General features: G+C 72.4%; 15 protein-coding genes. 11 read left to right on the forward strand and 4 right to left on the reverse strand.

Annotation, left to right across the window (positions count from 1 at the left end):
* Window position 1: 1 nt before the first annotated feature.
* From ACZ607_RS11285 to ACZ607_RS11295, 3 genes are all read left to right on the forward strand, one after another.
* Window positions 2-766, forward strand: coding sequence for an SDR family NAD(P)-dependent oxidoreductase (locus tag ACZ607_RS11285; RefSeq protein WP_469734059.1), 765 nt, complete (start codon window positions 2-4; stop codon window positions 764-766).
* On the forward strand, window positions 745-1827 hold the full coding sequence (locus ACZ607_RS11290) for a threonine aldolase family protein (protein ID WP_469734061.1): 1083 nt from the start codon (window positions 745-747) through the stop codon (window positions 1825-1827). Before ACZ607_RS11285 ends, ACZ607_RS11290 begins: the two co-directional genes overlap by 22 nt.
* Before the next feature lie 254 nt (window positions 1828-2081).
* Entirely contained in the window at window positions 2082-2774 is a 693-nt protein-coding gene (locus ACZ607_RS11295) for a B3/B4 domain-containing protein (RefSeq protein WP_469734062.1), read from the forward strand.
* A 34-nt stretch (window positions 2775-2808) separates the two neighbouring features.
* Here ACZ607_RS11295 and ACZ607_RS11300 read toward each other — a convergent pair whose 3' ends face one another.
* Complete coding sequence (locus ACZ607_RS11300) at window positions 2809-3531, reverse strand: lysophospholipid acyltransferase family protein (RefSeq protein ID WP_469734064.1); 723 nt, start codon at window positions 3529-3531, stop codon at window positions 2809-2811.
* Between the two features lie 219 nt (window positions 3532-3750).
* Here ACZ607_RS11300 and ACZ607_RS11305 point away from each other — a divergent pair, with 219 nt between their 5' ends.
* The 5 genes from ACZ607_RS11305 to ACZ607_RS11325 all read left to right on the forward strand — a co-directional run bounded on the left by ACZ607_RS11305 (window position 3751) and on the right by ACZ607_RS11325 (window position 8255).
* On the forward strand, window positions 3751-4077 hold the full coding sequence (locus ACZ607_RS11305) for a TlpA family protein disulfide reductase (protein WP_469734066.1): 327 nt from the start codon (window positions 3751-3753) through the stop codon (window positions 4075-4077).
* A 195-nt stretch (window positions 4078-4272) separates the two neighbouring features.
* Window positions 4273-4779, forward strand: coding sequence for a flavin reductase family protein (locus ACZ607_RS11310; protein ID WP_469734068.1), 507 nt, complete (start codon window positions 4273-4275; stop codon window positions 4777-4779).
* Window positions 4780-4980: 201 nt separating this feature from the next.
* A complete protein-coding gene (locus tag ACZ607_RS11315; protein ID WP_469734069.1) occupies window positions 4981-5766 on the forward strand; it encodes an electron transfer flavoprotein subunit beta/FixA family protein in 786 nt (261 codons plus the stop codon).
* Window positions 5767-5823: 57 nt separating this feature from the next.
* Window positions 5824-6786, forward strand: coding sequence for an electron transfer flavoprotein subunit alpha/FixB family protein (locus ACZ607_RS11320; RefSeq protein WP_469734071.1), 963 nt, complete (start codon window positions 5824-5826; stop codon window positions 6784-6786).
* 170 nt (window positions 6787-6956) lie between these two features.
* On the forward strand, window positions 6957-8255 hold the full coding sequence (locus ACZ607_RS11325) for a DUF6986 family protein (RefSeq protein ID WP_469734072.1): 1299 nt from the start codon (window positions 6957-6959) through the stop codon (window positions 8253-8255).
* Between the two features lie 12 nt (window positions 8256-8267).
* On the opposite strand, the gene ACZ607_RS11330 is transcribed toward ACZ607_RS11325, so the two are convergent.
* Complete coding sequence (locus tag ACZ607_RS11330) at window positions 8268-9296, reverse strand: LacI family DNA-binding transcriptional regulator (protein WP_469734073.1); 1029 nt, start codon at window positions 9294-9296, stop codon at window positions 8268-8270.
* Between the two features lie 183 nt (window positions 9297-9479).
* Here ACZ607_RS11330 and ACZ607_RS11335 point away from each other — a divergent pair, with 183 nt between their 5' ends.
* Window positions 9480-10454: an ROK family protein gene (locus tag ACZ607_RS11335; RefSeq protein ID WP_469734075.1), complete on the forward strand. Its 975-nt coding sequence runs from the start codon at window positions 9480-9482 to the stop codon at window positions 10452-10454.
* A 55-nt stretch (window positions 10455-10509) separates the two neighbouring features.
* Here ACZ607_RS11335 and ACZ607_RS11340 read toward each other — a convergent pair whose 3' ends face one another.
* Window positions 10510-10686, reverse strand: a complete 177-nt coding sequence (locus ACZ607_RS11340) for a hypothetical protein (RefSeq protein WP_469734077.1) — start codon at window positions 10684-10686, stop codon at window positions 10510-10512.
* A 186-nt stretch (window positions 10687-10872) separates the two neighbouring features.
* On the opposite strand from ACZ607_RS11340, the gene ACZ607_RS11345 reads away from it, so the two are divergent.
* Window positions 10873-11916 carry an NUDIX hydrolase gene (locus ACZ607_RS11345; protein WP_469734079.1) on the forward strand — a complete coding sequence of 348 codons (1044 nt, stop codon included), beginning with the start codon at window positions 10873-10875 and terminating at the stop codon, window positions 11914-11916.
* 113 nt (window positions 11917-12029) lie between these two features.
* On the opposite strand, the gene ACZ607_RS11350 is transcribed toward ACZ607_RS11345, so the two are convergent.
* Entirely contained in the window at window positions 12030-13394 is a 1365-nt protein-coding gene (locus ACZ607_RS11350) for a M20/M25/M40 family metallo-hydrolase (RefSeq protein WP_469734081.1), read from the reverse strand.
* Between the two features lie 194 nt (window positions 13395-13588).
* On the opposite strand from ACZ607_RS11350, the gene ACZ607_RS11355 reads away from it, so the two are divergent.
* The gene (locus ACZ607_RS11355; protein ID WP_469734083.1) at window positions 13589-14845 is read left to right on the forward strand and encodes a geranylgeranyl reductase family protein; all 1257 of its coding nucleotides are present in this window, start codon (window positions 13589-13591) and stop codon (window positions 14843-14845) included.
* Window positions 14846-15035 lie beyond the last annotated feature (190 nt).

Consider the following 15035-nt stretch of genomic DNA (forward strand, 5'->3'; position numbering starts at 1 on the left):
GATGAACGGAACAGGCAGTGCCGACAGCGGAGTGCTCGAGGGCGCGGTAATCGCGGTGGCCGGAGCGGCGGGGCCGGCGGGCCGCGCCACCCTGCTCAGGCTCGCGGAGGCGGGGGCGACCGTGGTCGCCTCCGACGCGAACCCCGAGCGGCTCGTGGAGGCGGTCGACGCCGCGCGCTACGCCCACGGAGGAGCGACCGTCACCGGTGACACGGTGGACCTCCTCGATCCGGGGGCCGCGCGGGAGTGGGCCCTCAAGACCGAGAAGGAGTTCGGCCGGGTCGACGGACTGGTGCACCTCGTCGGGGGCTGGCGCGGCGGCGCCAACTTCGCGGACACCAGCCTGGCCGACTGGGACTATCTGGAGAAGCTGCTGATCCGTACGGTCCAGTCGACGTCGCTGGCCTTCCACGAGGTCCTCCAGCGCAGCGACCTGGGCCGGTACGTGCTGGTCAGCGCCGCCGGTGCCGGCAGCCCCACCGCCGGGAACGCCGCCTACGCCGCGTCCAAGGCGGCGGCCGAGGCATGGACGCTGGCCCTGGCCGACTCCTTCCGTAAGGCGGGGGGTGACGCGGGCCCGACATCCGCTGCTGCGATCCTGGTCGTCAAGGCACTGGTGCACGACGCGATGCGCGCCGAGCGCCCGAATGCGAAGTTCGCGGGCTTCACGGACGTCACGGAGCTGGCCGAGGCCATCGCCGGGGTCTGGGACATGCCCGCCGGAGAAGTGAACGGAAAGCGTCTGTGGCTGACCCCGCAACCGTAAGGACCGATGCGCGACGTCATCACGATCCGCAGGTACGCGGTTTCGCCAGTGACAACTACGCGGGTGCCCACCCCGAGGTGCTCGCCGCCCTCGCCCTCGCCAACGGCGGCCATCAGGTCGCCTACGGCGAGGACGACTACACCGGACACCTCCAGCGGGTCATGCACAGCCACTTCGGCCCCACCGCCGAGGCCTTCCCGGTCTTCAACGGCACCGGGGCGAACGTCGTCGCCCTCCAGGCGCTGGCCGACCGCTGGGGTGCCGTGATCTGCGCGGAGTCGGCCCACATCAACGTGGACGAGGGCGGCGCGCCGGAGCGGGTGGGCGGGCTGAAGCTGCTCACGGTCCCGACCCCCGACGGCAAGCTCACCCCGGAGCTCATCGACCGGGAGGCGTACGGCTGGGACGACGAGCACCGGGCCATGCCGCAGGTCGTCTCGATCACCCAGAACACCGAGCTCGGCACGGTCTACACCCCCGCAGAGATCCGCGCCATCTGCGAGCACGCCCATGAGCGCGGCATGAAGGTCCATCTCGACGGCGCCCGGATAGCCAACGCCGCCGCGTCCCTGGACGTGCCCATGCGCACGTTCACCAACACGGTCGGTGTCGACGTGCTGTCCTTCGGCGGCACCAAGAACGGCGCGCTCTTCGGCGAGGCCGTCGTCGTCCTGAACCCGGACGCGGTCCGGGCGATGAAGCATCTGCGCAAGCTGTCGATGCAGCTCGCCTCCAAGATGCGCTTCGTCTCGGTCCAGCTGGAGGCGCTGCTCGCCAAGGACCTCTGGCTGCGCAACGCACGCCACGCCAACGCCATGGCCCAGCGGCTCGCCGAGGGGGTCCGGACCGTGGACGGGGTGGAGATCCTCCACCCCGTCCAGGCCAACGCCGTGTTCGCGCGGCTGCCGCACGAGGTGACCGAGCGGCTGCAGAAGCGGTTCCGGTTCTACTTCTGGGACGAGAAGGCCGGGGACGTCCGCTGGATGTGCGCGTTCGACACCCGCGAGGACGACGTCGACGCGTTCGTGCTGGCGCTCAAGGAGGAGATGGCCCGGCAGTAGGGTCCCAGGGCATATCTGTGCGGCCGACCGGAAACGCATCGCTTCCGGTCGGCCGCATCGTTGCGTTCCGGGTGTGGAGAGCCTGCGTGGCACCGTCGGAGTTCAATGGACTGGACTATCCGGTAGTCTATGACGTACCGAACCCCGGCCTGCGCTCACCGCAGAGCTCACGTGACGGTGTGGAGCCAGGCCGCGGACTTCCGGCCCCGCTCCGCGTACCCCGCCCCCGAACCGCCCTCCGGAGCAATGCACCCATGACCCTGACGATCACGGTCTCCGACGAGGTCCGCACCCTCGCCCCCGGCTTCACCCATCTCGCCGTCGAGGCGCACGGCCTCGTCAACGGCCCCAGCGGCGAGGACAGTTCGGCGCTGCTGGACGACGCCGTCCGGCGGCTCACGGACCGGCTCGGCGGCCGGGCCCCGCACGAGGACCCGCATGTCGCCGCCTGGCGCGCGATGTACACGGCCTTCGGGGCCAAGCCCTCCCGCACCCGCAACTCCGCGGAGGCCCTCGCCCGGCGCGCGCTCACCGACGCCGGGCTGCCGCGCATCAACCGCCTGGTCGACGTCTACAACGCGATCAGCGTCGCGCACCTGATCCCGGTCGGCGGCGAGGACACCGACCGGATCAGGGGTGCCATGCGGCTCGTACGCTCCACCGGCCAGGACCCCTTCCCCACGGTCGCGGCCGGCGAGGAGACCGTGGAGCACCCCGAGCCCGGCGAGGTCGTCTGGCGTGACGACGAGTCCGTCACGTGCAGGCGCTGGAACTGGCGCCAGGGCACGCGCACGCGCCTGACCGAGGAGTCGGTCGACGCCGTCTTCCTTCTGGAGGGCCTGGCTCCCGTGACCGCGGCGGAACTCGGGGCCGCGGCCACCGAGCTCGCCGAGTCGCTGGAGAAGATCAGTCCCGGAGCGCGGATCACCCTCCACGACCCGGCGTGACGTTTCCTCCGGCGCCCGTGGGGCGCGCGACGGATCAGCCGAGCTCGCGCGCCTCCGCCGGCGTCGGAGCCGTACCGCCGAGGTGTGCCGGGACCCACCAGGTGTCGGCGGCGTCCTTCGGGCGCACCGGGTAGGCGCGCTGGGCGGCCTCCAGGAGCTCCTGGACGCGCTCGCGCAGCCGGCGGGTGATCGCGCCCGCGTACTGGTCGGTGGGGGCGTCCACGGCCTCGCCCACGCGGATGGTGATCGGGGTGTGGCTGCGGCGGAAGTTGCGCGGCCGGCCCTTGGTCCACAGCCGCTGGGTGCCCCACAGCGCCATCGGGATCAGCGGCACGCCGGCCTCCTGCGCGAGCCTCGCGGCGCCCGACTTGAAGCTCTTCAGCGTGAACGACTGGGAGATCGTCGCCTCGGGGAACACGCCGACGATCTCGCCCGCGCGCAGGGACGCGAGCGCGTGCGCGTAGGCGTCCTCGCCCTGGTTGCGGTCGACGGGGATGTGCTTCATCCCGCGCATCAGCGGACCCGACACCTTGTGCCGGAACACCGACTCCTTCGCCATGAAGCGGACGAGCCGCTTCTGGGGCAGGGCGCCCAGGCCGGTGAAGATGAAGTCCAGATAGCTGATGTGGTTGCTGACCAGAACCGCGCCACCGGTCTTCGGGATGTGCTCCGAACCCTGGGTGTCGATCTTCAGGTCGAGCGCCTTGAACAGCGTGCGAGCGGCGCCGATGACCGGCCGATAGACGAGTTCTGCCATCTGGATGAAGACCCTTCTTCAATGCCTGGGGAGGGTTCTCCCGGCGGAAGTTACGCAGCCGTAGGTTTTCGGCATTGGGGCGATCGTGCCCCATGTGCGACGCCGTGGCCAGCCCCAAAGGGCCCGGGGCGAGAGATTCTCGTCACGTGAATCCTCCGGGAATGTAATGAAGCCGCGGGGTGCTGACCCTTTGCGCAGAGCTCTGAGAGGGAGGCCGGGATGGACGGGCGGACGACGGCAGGCACGCTGGACGCGGCCCAACTCGGCGCGGAACTGGGGGACCGGGCCACGCTGGTGCAGTTCTCGACCGCGTTCTGCCAGCCGTGCCGCGCCACCAGGCGCACCCTCGCGGAGGTGGCGGGCATGGTCGAGGGGGTCGCCCATGTCGAGATCGACGCCGAGGCCCATCTCGCGCTCGTACGCAGCCTGGGCATCAGCCGGACCCCCACGGTCCTCGTGCTCGACGCCTCCGGCCGCATCGTCCGCCGCGCGGCGGGACTCCCGCGCACGGTGGACGTCGTCGCCGCGCTGGGCGAGGCGATGTGACGGACCGTGACGCATCTCCCACATGACGGGACGCACTTGACTGTGCACACCACGCATCGTCACTCTGACGCTATGCCGCCAGAACCCCTTCTCTTCGGCCGGGTCCATGTCGACCTCGTGCGCCACGCGAGCGCGCGCTGTCCGGGTGCCTGAGAACCCACGGACCCGAACGCCCCCTCGCAGAAGGACTTCCCCATGACGGCCTCGCCCGACCTCGCCACCTCCCGGACGGCTTCCCCCGAAATCCTCCGCTCCGTCTTCCGGCAGCACGCCGCCGGCGTCGCCGTGATCACGGCCGCCGGCGCCGGCCCGGTCGGCTTCACCGCGACCTCGCTCAACTCCGTCGCCGCCGAGCCGCCGCTCATCTCCTTCGGGGTGGGCACCTCGTCCTCCAGCTGGCCCACGGTCGCCGAGGCGGACCACGTGGGCGTGCACATACTGGGCGAGGACCAGCAGGAGCTCGCGGCGACGTTCGCGCGCAGCGGCGCCGACCGGTTCGGCCCGTCCACCGACTGGCGCACCGGACCCGAGGGGGTGCCGCTGCTCGGGGGAGTGGTGGCCTGGCTGGTCTGCCGCGTGGCGGCCCGGATCCCGGCGGGGGACCACCGCATCGTGATCGGCGAGGTCGTGGCCGGGGACCCGGCGCGAGGCGGCCGGCCGCTGGTCTACCACCAAGGGCGTTTCACCGCTCTGCGAGACTGAGGGCGAGCAAGGCGGCGCCGGAGCGGAGTCCGTTGGCTACGTCACAGTTCCAAGCGCTTGCTTATGGGTAACGTACTGGGTGTACTGGCGAGTAATATTCGACCGGGAGCCGGGTCGCCCCGACCGGAAACCGCCCCATAAGGCGCCTATGCTGCGTGCAACAAGGCAGCCCAGAAATGACGATGCAGTAGGAGAGCCGGCGTGAGCTTGAGGATCGTTGTCTGTGTGAAGTACGTGCCCGACGCCACCGGCGACCGGCACTTCGCCGATGACCTGACCCTGGACCGTGACGATGTCGACGGTCTGCTGTCCGAGCTCGACGAGTACGCGGTCGAGCAGGCGCTGCAGATCGCCGACGAGGCGGACGACGCGGAGATCACCGTGCTCACGGTGGGCCCCGAGGACGCCAAGGACGCGCTGCGCAAGGCGCTGTCGATGGGTGCGGACAAGGCCGTCCACGTCGAGGACGACGACCTGCACGGCACCGACGTCATCGGCACCTCCCTGGTCCTGGCGAAGGCCGTCGAGAAGACCGGTTACGACCTGGTCATCTGCGGCATGGCGTCGACGGACGGCACCATGGGTGTCCTCCCGGCGCTGCTCGCGGAGCGCCTCGGCGTCCCGCAGGTCACGCTGCTCTCCGAGGTCTCGGTCGAGGACGGCGCCGTCAAGGGCCGCCGTGACGGCGACACCGCGAGCGAGCAGCTCGAGGCGTCCCTGCCGGCCGTGGTCTCGGTGACCGACCAGTCGGGCGAGGCCCGCTACCCGTCCTTCAAGGGGATCATGGCGGCGAAGAAGAAGCCGGTCGAGTCCCTGGACCTGGAGGACCTGGAGATCGAGGCGGACGAGGTCGGCCTGGGCGGCTCCTGGACCGCGGTCGACTCCGCGGCCGAGCGTCCCGCCCGTACGGCGGGCACGATCGTCAAGGACGAGGGCGAGGGCGGCAAGCAGCTGGCCGAGTTCCTTGCGGGCCAGAAGTTCATCTGAGCCCGGCCGTTCCCTCCCTAGCCCCGCCCTCCCTCGCACGCAGGAGATTGAAGTCCCATGGCTGAAGTTCTCGTCTATGTCGACCACGTGGACGGTGCCGTCCGCAAGCCCACCCTGGAGCTGCTGACGCTCGCCCGCCGCATCGGCGAGCCGGTCGCCGTCGCCCTCGGCAACGGTGCCGCCGACACCGCCGCCGCGCTCGCCGAGCACGGTGCCGTCAAGGTGCTCACCGCCGACGCGCCGGAGTTCGCCGACTACCTCGTCGTACCGAAGGTGGACGCCCTGCAGGCCGCCTACGACGCGGTGTCGCCGGCCGCCGTGCTGCTGCCCTCCTCGGCCGAGGCCAAGGAGATCGCGGCCCGCCTCGCGCTCCGCATCGGTTCCGGCATCATCACCGACGCCGTCGACCTGGAGGCCGGTGACCAGGGTCCGGTCGCCACGCAGTCCGCGTTCGCCGCCTCGTACACCACCAAGTCCCGTGTCTCCAAGGGCACTCCGGTCATCACGGTCAAGCCGAACTCGGCCGCCGTCGAGGCCGCCCCCGCCGCCGGCGCCGTCGAGGCCCTCACGGTCTCCTTCTCGGCGACGGCCACCGGCACCAAGGTCCTCTCGCGCACCCCGCGTGAGTCGACCGGGCGCCCGGAGCTGACCGAGGCCGCGATCGTCGTCTCCGGCGGCCGTGGCGTCAACGGCGCGGAGAACTTCGGGATCATCGAGGCGCTCGCCGACTCGCTCGGTGCGGCCGTCGGTGCCTCGCGTGCCGCGGTCGACGCCGGCTGGTACCCGCACACCAACCAGGTCGGCCAGACCGGCAAGTCGGTCTCCCCGCAGCTGTACATCGCCTCCGGCATCTCCGGCGCGATCCAGCACCGGGCCGGCATGCAGACCTCGAAGACCATCGTCGCGGTCAACAAGGACGCCGAGGCGCCGATCTTCGACCTCGTCGACTACGGCGTCGTCGGCGACCTGTTCGACGTCGTCCCGCAGCTCACCGACGAGGTCAAGTCCCGCAAGGGCTGACCCGGCAGGAGTTCTGCCCGTACGAAGGCCCGGGGCCGTGTGGTGTTCTCACCGCGCGGCCCCGGGCTGTTTCCGATCACCATTGACGCAAGGACCGGCGGACTTATAACTTCACTATGCGGATGAGAGATTCCGGGAAGCGGAAACGTCGAAGCGTGGAGGGTACGGTCATGGGTCAGCAGGAGAAGGTGGCGACGAGCCTCGCCGGCACGGTCGGTGAGGAGATCAGCGCCTCCCTCACGTCGGTGGACGCCGAACTCGCCCGCCGCTACCCGGGAGACCCCGGCACCCGCCAGCCCGTCCACACCGTCTACGTGCCCGCCGACGACTTCGCCGCCACGACCATCCGCGGCTGGGGCGACCGGGCGCTGGCCGCGCTCGACGAGCACGCCCCCGACGCCGCCTCGCTCGCCTCGGTCCTCGGCCTCCCGCAGGACCTCGCGGAGCCCGTCCACGACCGCGTACGCGCCAAGCTGGAGCGCGAGCCGGTCGAGGACCTGCGCATCGACTTCGAGGACGGCTACGGGCCCCGCCCCGACGCCGAGGAGGACGAGGCCGCCGCCCGCGCGGCGCGACTGGTCGCCGAGGCGTACGCCGACGGCACCGCGGCCCCGTACATGGGCATCCGGATGAAGTGCATGGAGGCCGGCGTACGCGACCGGGGCATCCGCACCACGGACATCTTCCTCACCGGGCTGATGCGGGCGGGAGGGCTCCCCGAGGGGCTCGTCCTGACGCTGCCCAAGGTGACGTACCCCGAGCAGGTCACCGCCTTCGTACGGCTGCTGGAGGCCTTCGAGGAGACCCACGAGCTGCCCTCGGGGCGCCTCGGGTTCGAGATCCAGATCGAGACCAGCCAGTCGATCCTGGCGGCGGACGGCACCGCCGCCGTGGCCCGCATGATCGACGCCGCCCGGGGCAGGGCGACCGGACTGCACTACGGGACCTTCGACTACAGCGCCTGCGTCGGCGTCAGCCCCGCCTACCAGGCCAGTGACCACCCGGCCGCAGACCACGCCAAGGCGGTGATGCAGGTCGCCGCGGCCGGGACCGGCGTACGCGTCTGCGACGGCTCCACGAACGTGCTCCCGGTCGGCCCCACCCAGCAGGTCCACGACGCCTGGCGCCTGCACCACGGCCTCACCCGCCGCGCCCTGGCCCGCGCCTACTACCAGGGCTGGGACATGCACCCGGGGCATCTGCCCACCCGCTACGCCGCCGTCTACGCCTTCTACCGCGAGGGACTCGGCCAGGCCGCGTCCCGGCTCGCCGCCTATGTGGCCAAGGCCGGCGGGGATGTCATGGACGAGCCCGCCACCGCCAAGGCGCTCAGCGGCTATCTGCTCCGCGGCATCGACTGCGGGGCCCTGGACACCGCCGAGGTCACGGACCTCACCGGTCTGAGCCGCGCGGACCTGGACGGCTTCGCCTCGCCCCGCCGGGGCGGGCTGACCGTGACGGCGCCGTAGGGATCAGCCCCCTCACGCGGGCGGGAGCTCCCCCGAGCCGCGCGGGATGAGCCGGGTCGGGAGCTCCACCCTGGCCGGGGCGTGGGCGGCGCCGTCGAGGCGGCGGAACAGGTGTTCCGCCGCGGTGCGGCCGACCGCCGCCGCGTCCTGCGAGATCACCGTGATGCCGAGCAGGTCGGCCAGCTCGATGTCGTCGAAGCCGACCAGGGCGATCCGGCGCTCGCACTCGGCGAGGACGCGGACTGCGGTGACCGTCACCCGGTTGTTGCCCGAGAAGAGCGCGGTCACCGGCTCGGGACCGGCCAGCATGGCCTCGACGGCCGACCTGACCCTGGCCGGGTCGGTCGGGCCGAGGGAGACCCAGGCGTCCTCGACGTCGATCCCCGCGTCCGTCATCGCCGCGTGGTACCCGCGCAGCCGCTCCGTGGCGGTGTGGATGCGCGGCTGGTCGCCGACGAAGCCGATCCTGCGGTGGCCGTGCGCGACGAGATGGGCGACGCCCGCGCGCGCCCCGCCGAAGCTGTCCGACAGGACCATGTCCGCGTCCACCCGGCCCGCCGGACGGTCGACGAACACCGTGGCGATGCCCGCCTTCATCTCCGGCTCCAGATAGCGGTGGTCGTCGCCGGCCGGGATCACGATCAGACCGTCCACCCGGCGGGCGCAGAGCGCGAGGACGAGCTCCTGCTCCCGGTCGGGGTCCTCGGCGCTGGAGCCGTTGATCAGGAGGGCGCCGTGGGCCCGGGCCACTTCCTCCACGGCGCGGCTCAGCGGGCCGTAGAACGGATCCGCGAGGTCCTCCAGGACGAGGCCGATGGACGCGGTGCGGCCCTTGCGCAGGACGCGCGCGCTGTCGTTGCGGCGGAACCCGAGCGCCTCGATGGCCTCCTGGACCCTGCGCTCGGTGTCGGGGGTGACCCCGGGTTCGCTGTTCACCACGCGGGAGACCGTCTTGAGGCCCACTCCGGCACGGGCGGCCACATCCTTCATGGTGGGCCTGTTGCCGTAGCGGGACTCGGAATGGCGGGCGGTCTCGGCCACGGTGCGCTGTCCTGTCGTCGGGAACGGGTGATTCCGGCCTCCACCGGCGGTGCCGGGAGGGGGCCGGATGCTGTGGCGTCGAGCATAGGCCCTGGACAACGTTGTCAAGAGAATGGAGACTAGGTGGACCATCCGACTGAAGCCGCAGGTCCTGCGCCCCACCCCTCCGGAGAGTCCACACCGATGCATACCGACCTCGTCGCCGCGCTCGACATCGGCGGTACCAAGATCGCCGGGGCGTTGGTGGACGGCGCCGGTTCCCTTCTCGTACGGGCGCAGCGTCCCACGCCGGCCCGCGACGGTGCCGAGGCCGTGATGGGCGCGGTGAGCGACGTCCTGACGGAGCTGGCGGCCTCCGCGCACTGGCACCGGGCGCGGGCGGTCGGCATCGGGAGCGCGGGCCCGGTGGACGCCTCGGCCGGCACGGTCAGTCCGGTCAATGTCCCGGGCTGGCGCGGCTTTCCGCTGGTGGACCGGGTGGCGGCCGGGACGGGCGGCCTGCCGGTCACACTCGTCGGCGACGGGGTCGCGATGACGGCGGCGGAGCACTGGCTGGGTGCCGCCCGCGGCTACGACAACGCGCTGTGCCTGGTCGTCTCCACCGGGGTCGGCGGCGGTCTCGTGCTCGGCGGAAAGCTGCACCCGGGCCCCTCGGGCAACGCGGGCCACATCGGCCACATCAGCGTCGACCTGGACGGCGACCCCTGCCCCTGCGGCGCGCGCGGCTGCGTGGAGCGCATCGCCAGCGGGCCGAACATCGCCCGGCGGGCCCTGGAGAACGGCTGGCAGCCCGGCCCGGACGGCGACGCCACGGCCGCCGCGGTGGCCGCCGCCGCACGTGCCGGAGACCCGGTCGCGGTGGCCTCCTTCGAGCGGGCCGCCCAGGCGCTCGCCGCAGGCATCGCCGCCACCGCCACGCTGACGGACATCGACATCGCCGTGATCGGCGGGGGAGTGGCCGGCGCGGGCGAGGTGCTGTTCGCCCCGCTGCGCAGGTCCCTGCGCGACTACGCCACGCTCTCCTTCGTCCAGGACCTCACCGTGACCTCGGCGGTGATGGGCACCGACGCGGGTCTCGTCGGCGCGGCGGCCGCCGCCTCGGTGGCGACGGCCCGGCCCGGCGCGTCGAACGGCGTACGGGCCGTGGCAACCCCGTAGGCACCCGCGCGCCCCGTGACCGGCGGGCGCCGTCCGCCGGCTGCCGGGCCCCGGGTCAGCGGTTCCCGTCCGCCGGCTGCTGGGGGACCACCACCAGGAAGGCGTCCCGCTCCAGGTCCATCACGACCTCGGCGGCCACGCCCTCGCAGCGGCGTGCGGCCGCGAACTCCTCCGCGGGCCGGCTGCCCCGCGGCCCTCCCGCGGGAAACTGCCCGAGTACCGTGCGGCGCACCGCGTTCCCCCTCGTCGTTCCAGTGGCTGACCGCTCCAACGACGTCCGGCCGTCCCGGGTTACGGCGGTGAGGGCGGCCCGGACCCGTGCGGCCGGAGGCCTCCGGCGCAACCGTGTCACCCCGGCGGGGTTTCCGGAGCGGGGTGTTGCGGGCAAGCCACAGGGGGCTACGGAAGAGGGGGACCCGTGATCGTCTGGATCAACGGTGCGTTCAGTGCGGGCAAGACCAGCGCCGCGTGCGAACTGATCGATCTGATCCCGAACAGCACCTTCTACGACCCCGGACTGACCGGAGGGGAACTGCGCCGGCTGCTGCCCCAGAAGAAGCTCGCCGAGGTGACCGACTTCCAGGACCTGCCGATCTGGCGGCGTCTGGTGGTCGACACGGCGGCCGCGCTTCTCGCCGAACTCTCCGGGGTGCTGGTGGTGCCGATGACACTGCTGAGGCAGGAGTACCGCGACGAGATCTTCGGCGGGCTCGCCGCCCGGCGCATACCGGTGCGCCATGTACTGCTCTCACCTGAGGAAACGATCCTGCGGAAACGGATCGCCGAGCGGGAGGACTTCGCCGACGACCCCGAGCACAGCGAGCGCGTCCGGCAGTGGGCCTACGAGCACATCGAGCCGTACCGGGCGGCGCTCGGCTGGATCACCGCGGACGCCCACACGATCGACACCAGCGCGCTCACCCCGTACGGGACGGCCGAGCGGATCGCCGAGGCGCTGCGCACCGGTGAGGCCAGGGAGTGCGGGATAGTCCAGACGCCCGAACCGCGTGGGGAGACCGTGGCGTCCGGGGTGCTGCTCTTCGACGAGCAGGACCGGGTGCTGCTGGTCGACCCGACCTACAAGCCGGGCTGGGAGTTCCCCGGCGGTGTGGTGGAGCCCGGAGAGGCCCCGGCCCAGGCCGGGATACGGGAGGTCGCCGAGGAGCTCGGGCTCCGTCTGGACACGGTGCCGGAGCTGCTGGTGGTGGACTGGGAGGCGCCGAAGCCGCCCGCGTACGGGGGACTGCGCTTCCTGTTCGACGGTGGCCGCCTGCACGGGGAGGACGCCGCGCGGCTGCTGCTGCCCGGCTCGGAGCTGCGCGGCTGGCGGTTCGTCACCGAGGAGGAGGCCGCGGGCATGCTCCCGCCGACCCGCTTCGAGCGGCTCCGCTGGGCCCTGCGTGCCCGTGAGCGGTCCCGGGTGCTCAACCTGGAGGCCGGAGTGCCCGTGGGCGGCCCGTAGCGCCGTACGGGGCGCCGTGCGGCACTGCGGGCGCCCGGGGCCCGCCGCCCGCCGCTCTCCGACCTCGCCGCTCCTGCTCGCGGCCGGGCGGCAGTGCGGCGACTCCGGTTCCGTCAGGCCTTCTTGGACTCCGCGTAGTTCCGGAGGAACAGCGCCTCGGCCACCGAGAGCCGCTCCAGCTCCTCCGGCGACACGCTCTCGTTCACCGCGTGGATCTGGGCCTCGGGCTCGCTCAGCCCGATGAGCAGGATCTCCGCCTCCGGGTACAGCGCGGCCAGGGTGTTGCAGAGCGGGATGGACCCGCCGAGGCCGGAGGTCTGCATCTCCTCGCCCGGGTAGGCGAGCCGCATGGCCTCGGCCATCGACGCGTAGGCGGGACTGGTGATGTCGGCGCGGAACGGCTGCCCCTGGCCGACCTGTTCGACGGAGACCCGCGCCCCCCAGGGGGCGTGCGACTCGAGGTGGGCGGTCAGCAGCTTCGTCGCCTCGGTGGCGTCCTGCCCCGGCGGGACCCGCAGGCTGATCTGCGCCCGGGCGCTCGCCTGGAGCGACGGAGTGGCGCCGACCACCGGCGGGCAGTCGATGCCGATCACGGTGACCGCGGGCCGTGCCCAGATGCGGTCGGCGACCGTACCCGTGCCGATGAGCTCCACCCCGTCGAGCACCTTGGCATCGGAGCGGAACTCGCCCTCCGGGTACTGCAGTCCGTCCCACCCGGCGTCCGACGTGAGCCCGTCGACCGTCGTCGTACCGTCCTCGGCCCGCAAGGACGCCAGCAGCTGGATCATCGCGGCCAGCGCGTCCGGAGCCGCGCCGCCGAACTGCCCGGAGTGCAGGTTCCCTTCGAGGGTGTCCAGCTGGACCCGCAGCATGGTCATCCCGCGCAGCGTCGCGGTGACGGTGGGCAGCCCGACACGGAAGTTGCCGGTGTCACCGATGACGATCGTGTCGGCGGCCAGCAGCTCCGGGTGCGCCTCGGCGTAGCGCTCCAGGCCGCCCGTGCCCTGCTCCTCCGAGCCCTCCGCGATCACCTTGACCGAGACCGGGACGCCGCCGTTCGCCTTCAGGGCGCGCAGCGCGAGCAGGTGCATGATGAACCCGCCCTTGCAGTCCGCGGCGCCCCGGCCGAACCACCGGCCGTCGCGCTCGGTCAGCTCGAACGGCGGCGACAGCCAGGCGGACTCGTCCAGCGGCGGCTGCACGTCGTAGTGCGCGTAGAGCAGAACCGTGGGGGCGCCGGCCGGGCCGGGCAGGTAGCCGTACACCGACTGCGTTCCGTCGGGGGTGTCGAACACGGAGACGTCCTGGAACGCCTCGGCGCGCAGTGCGTCCGCGACCCAGCCGGCCGCCGCCTCGCACTCGCTCCTGGGGAACTGAGCCGGGTCCGCCACCGACCGGAAGGCCACCAGCTCGGCGAGCTCCGCCTGGGCGCGGGGCATCAGCGAGGCAACGGTCTCGGAAATCGGACGGGCGGTCATGGGCACGCTCCTTGCGGGTACGACGTTAGGACTACGGCGCGACGTGTGCGCGGCTTCGGGCGAGGCCGTGGATGAGGCGTCGCATGTACGACGAATTCATGGCTGATCCTCCCACAGCGGAGTTCGGCCACGGCGCGCCGTAGGATGCCGTGAGCAGTTGGGGCCACTGGTCGGATCGGGAGCAGAAGCACATCGTGAGCAGCGAGAACGCAGACGCCGGACGTGAGCCGGATGAGACGTCGTCGGTACCGCCGGAGTCCTCGGTATGGGACGTCGTCGTGGTCGGCGCGGGCCCGGCCGGAGCTTCCGCGGCGTACGCGGCGGCCGTGACCGGCCGTCGGGTGCTGTTGCTGGAGAAGGCGGAGATCCCCCGTTACAAGACGTGCGGTGGCGGAATCATCGGGTTCTCGCGGGACGCCCTGCCCCCCGGATTCGAACTGCCCCTGAAGGACCGCATCCACGCGGTCACCTTCTCGCTCAACGGGAAGCTGGCGCGCACCCGTCGGTCCAAGCGGATGCTCTTCGGGCTGATCAACCGGCCGGAGTTCGACGCCGGACTGGTCGAGGAGGCCCAGAAGGCCGGCGCCGAACTGCGCACGGGCGTGGCGGTGGCACGGGTGGAGCAGCACGGCACCGCCGTGCCCGACCGGCGCACGGTCGCCGTGGTGCTGGCCGGCGGGGAGACGGTGCTCGCCCGGGCCGTCGTCGGCGCGGACGGCAGTGCCGGCCGCATAGGGGCTCATGTCGGCGTGAAGCTCGACCAGGTGGACCTCGGGCTCGAGGCCGAGATCCCCGTACCGGAGACGGTCGCCGAGGACTGGGCGGGCCGGGTGCTCATCGACTGGGGGCCGCTGCCCGGGAGTTACGGCTGGGTCTTCCCCAAGGGGGACACCCTGACCGTCGGCGTCATCTCGGCGCGTGGCGACGGCGCGGGGACCAAGCGGTATCTGGACGACTTCGTGGGCCGGCTGGGCCTCGCCGGGTTCGAGCCGACGATCTCCTCCGGACATCTGACCCGGTGCCGCAGCGACGACTCCCCGCTCTCCCGTGGACGCGTGGTCGTCTGCGGCGACGCGGCCGGGCTGCTGGAACCCTGGACGCGGGAAGGCATCTCCTTCGCCCTCCGGTCCGGGCGCCTCGCGGGCGAATGGGCGGTGCGGATCGCGGAGTCGCACGACGCGGTCGACGCCCGGCGGCAGGCGCTGAACTACGCCTTCGCGATCAAGGCGGGGCTGGGCGTGGAGATGAGCGTCGGGCGCCGCATGCTCCAGCTGTTCGAGCGGCGCCCCGGGCTCCTGCACGCGGTGCTGACGGGCTTCCGCCCCGCGTGGAACGCGTTCGCGGGAATCACCCGGGGGACGACGTCACTGGCCGAGCTGGTCCGTACGCACCCGCTGGCGCAGCGGGCGCTGCATGTGATGGACCGCCGGCAGTCGGCCGGCCCTCGGTAGGCAGCCGGCCCCGGGTTGACCGCCGGCCCCGGGTTGACCGCCGGTGCTCGGTGGACAGCCCACCCTCGGTTGACCGCCGGCGCTCGATTCGCCGCCGGTCCTCGGCAGGCAGTAGATCGGAGGCACCGTCACCGGGCAGACGCCCGGGGCGGTGCCTCGCCGCATCCGTCCCCGCGCACCCGTTCCCGCC

The organism is Streptomyces sp. NPDC104381, from assembly GCF_055583745.1.

Coding starts and splice junctions, on each gene's coding strand:
- ACZ607_RS11305 (WP_469734066.1), top strand. CDS start 3,751: ATGGACGGGCGGACGACGGCAGGCACGCTGGACGCGGCCCAACTCGGC.
- ACZ607_RS11295 (WP_469734062.1), top strand. CDS start 2,082: ATGACCCTGACGATCACGGTCTCCGACGAGGTCCGCACCCTCGCCCCC.
- ACZ607_RS11320 (WP_469734071.1), top strand. CDS start 5,824: ATGGCTGAAGTTCTCGTCTATGTCGACCACGTGGACGGTGCCGTCCGC.
- ACZ607_RS11325 (WP_469734072.1), top strand. CDS start 6,957: ATGGGTCAGCAGGAGAAGGTGGCGACGAGCCTCGCCGGCACGGTCGGT.
- ACZ607_RS11310 (WP_469734068.1), top strand. CDS start 4,273: ATGACGGCCTCGCCCGACCTCGCCACCTCCCGGACGGCTTCCCCCGAA.
- ACZ607_RS11285 (WP_469734059.1), top strand. CDS start 2: ATGAACGGAACAGGCAGTGCCGACAGCGGAGTGCTCGAGGGCGCGGTA.
- ACZ607_RS11300 (WP_469734064.1), bottom strand. CDS start 3,531: ATGGCAGAACTCGTCTATCGGCCGGTCATCGGCGCCGCTCGCACGCTG.
- ACZ607_RS11335 (WP_469734075.1), top strand. CDS start 9,480: ATGCATACCGACCTCGTCGCCGCGCTCGACATCGGCGGTACCAAGATC.
- ACZ607_RS11350 (WP_469734081.1), bottom strand. CDS start 13,394: ATGACCGCCCGTCCGATTTCCGAGACCGTTGCCTCGCTGATGCCCCGC.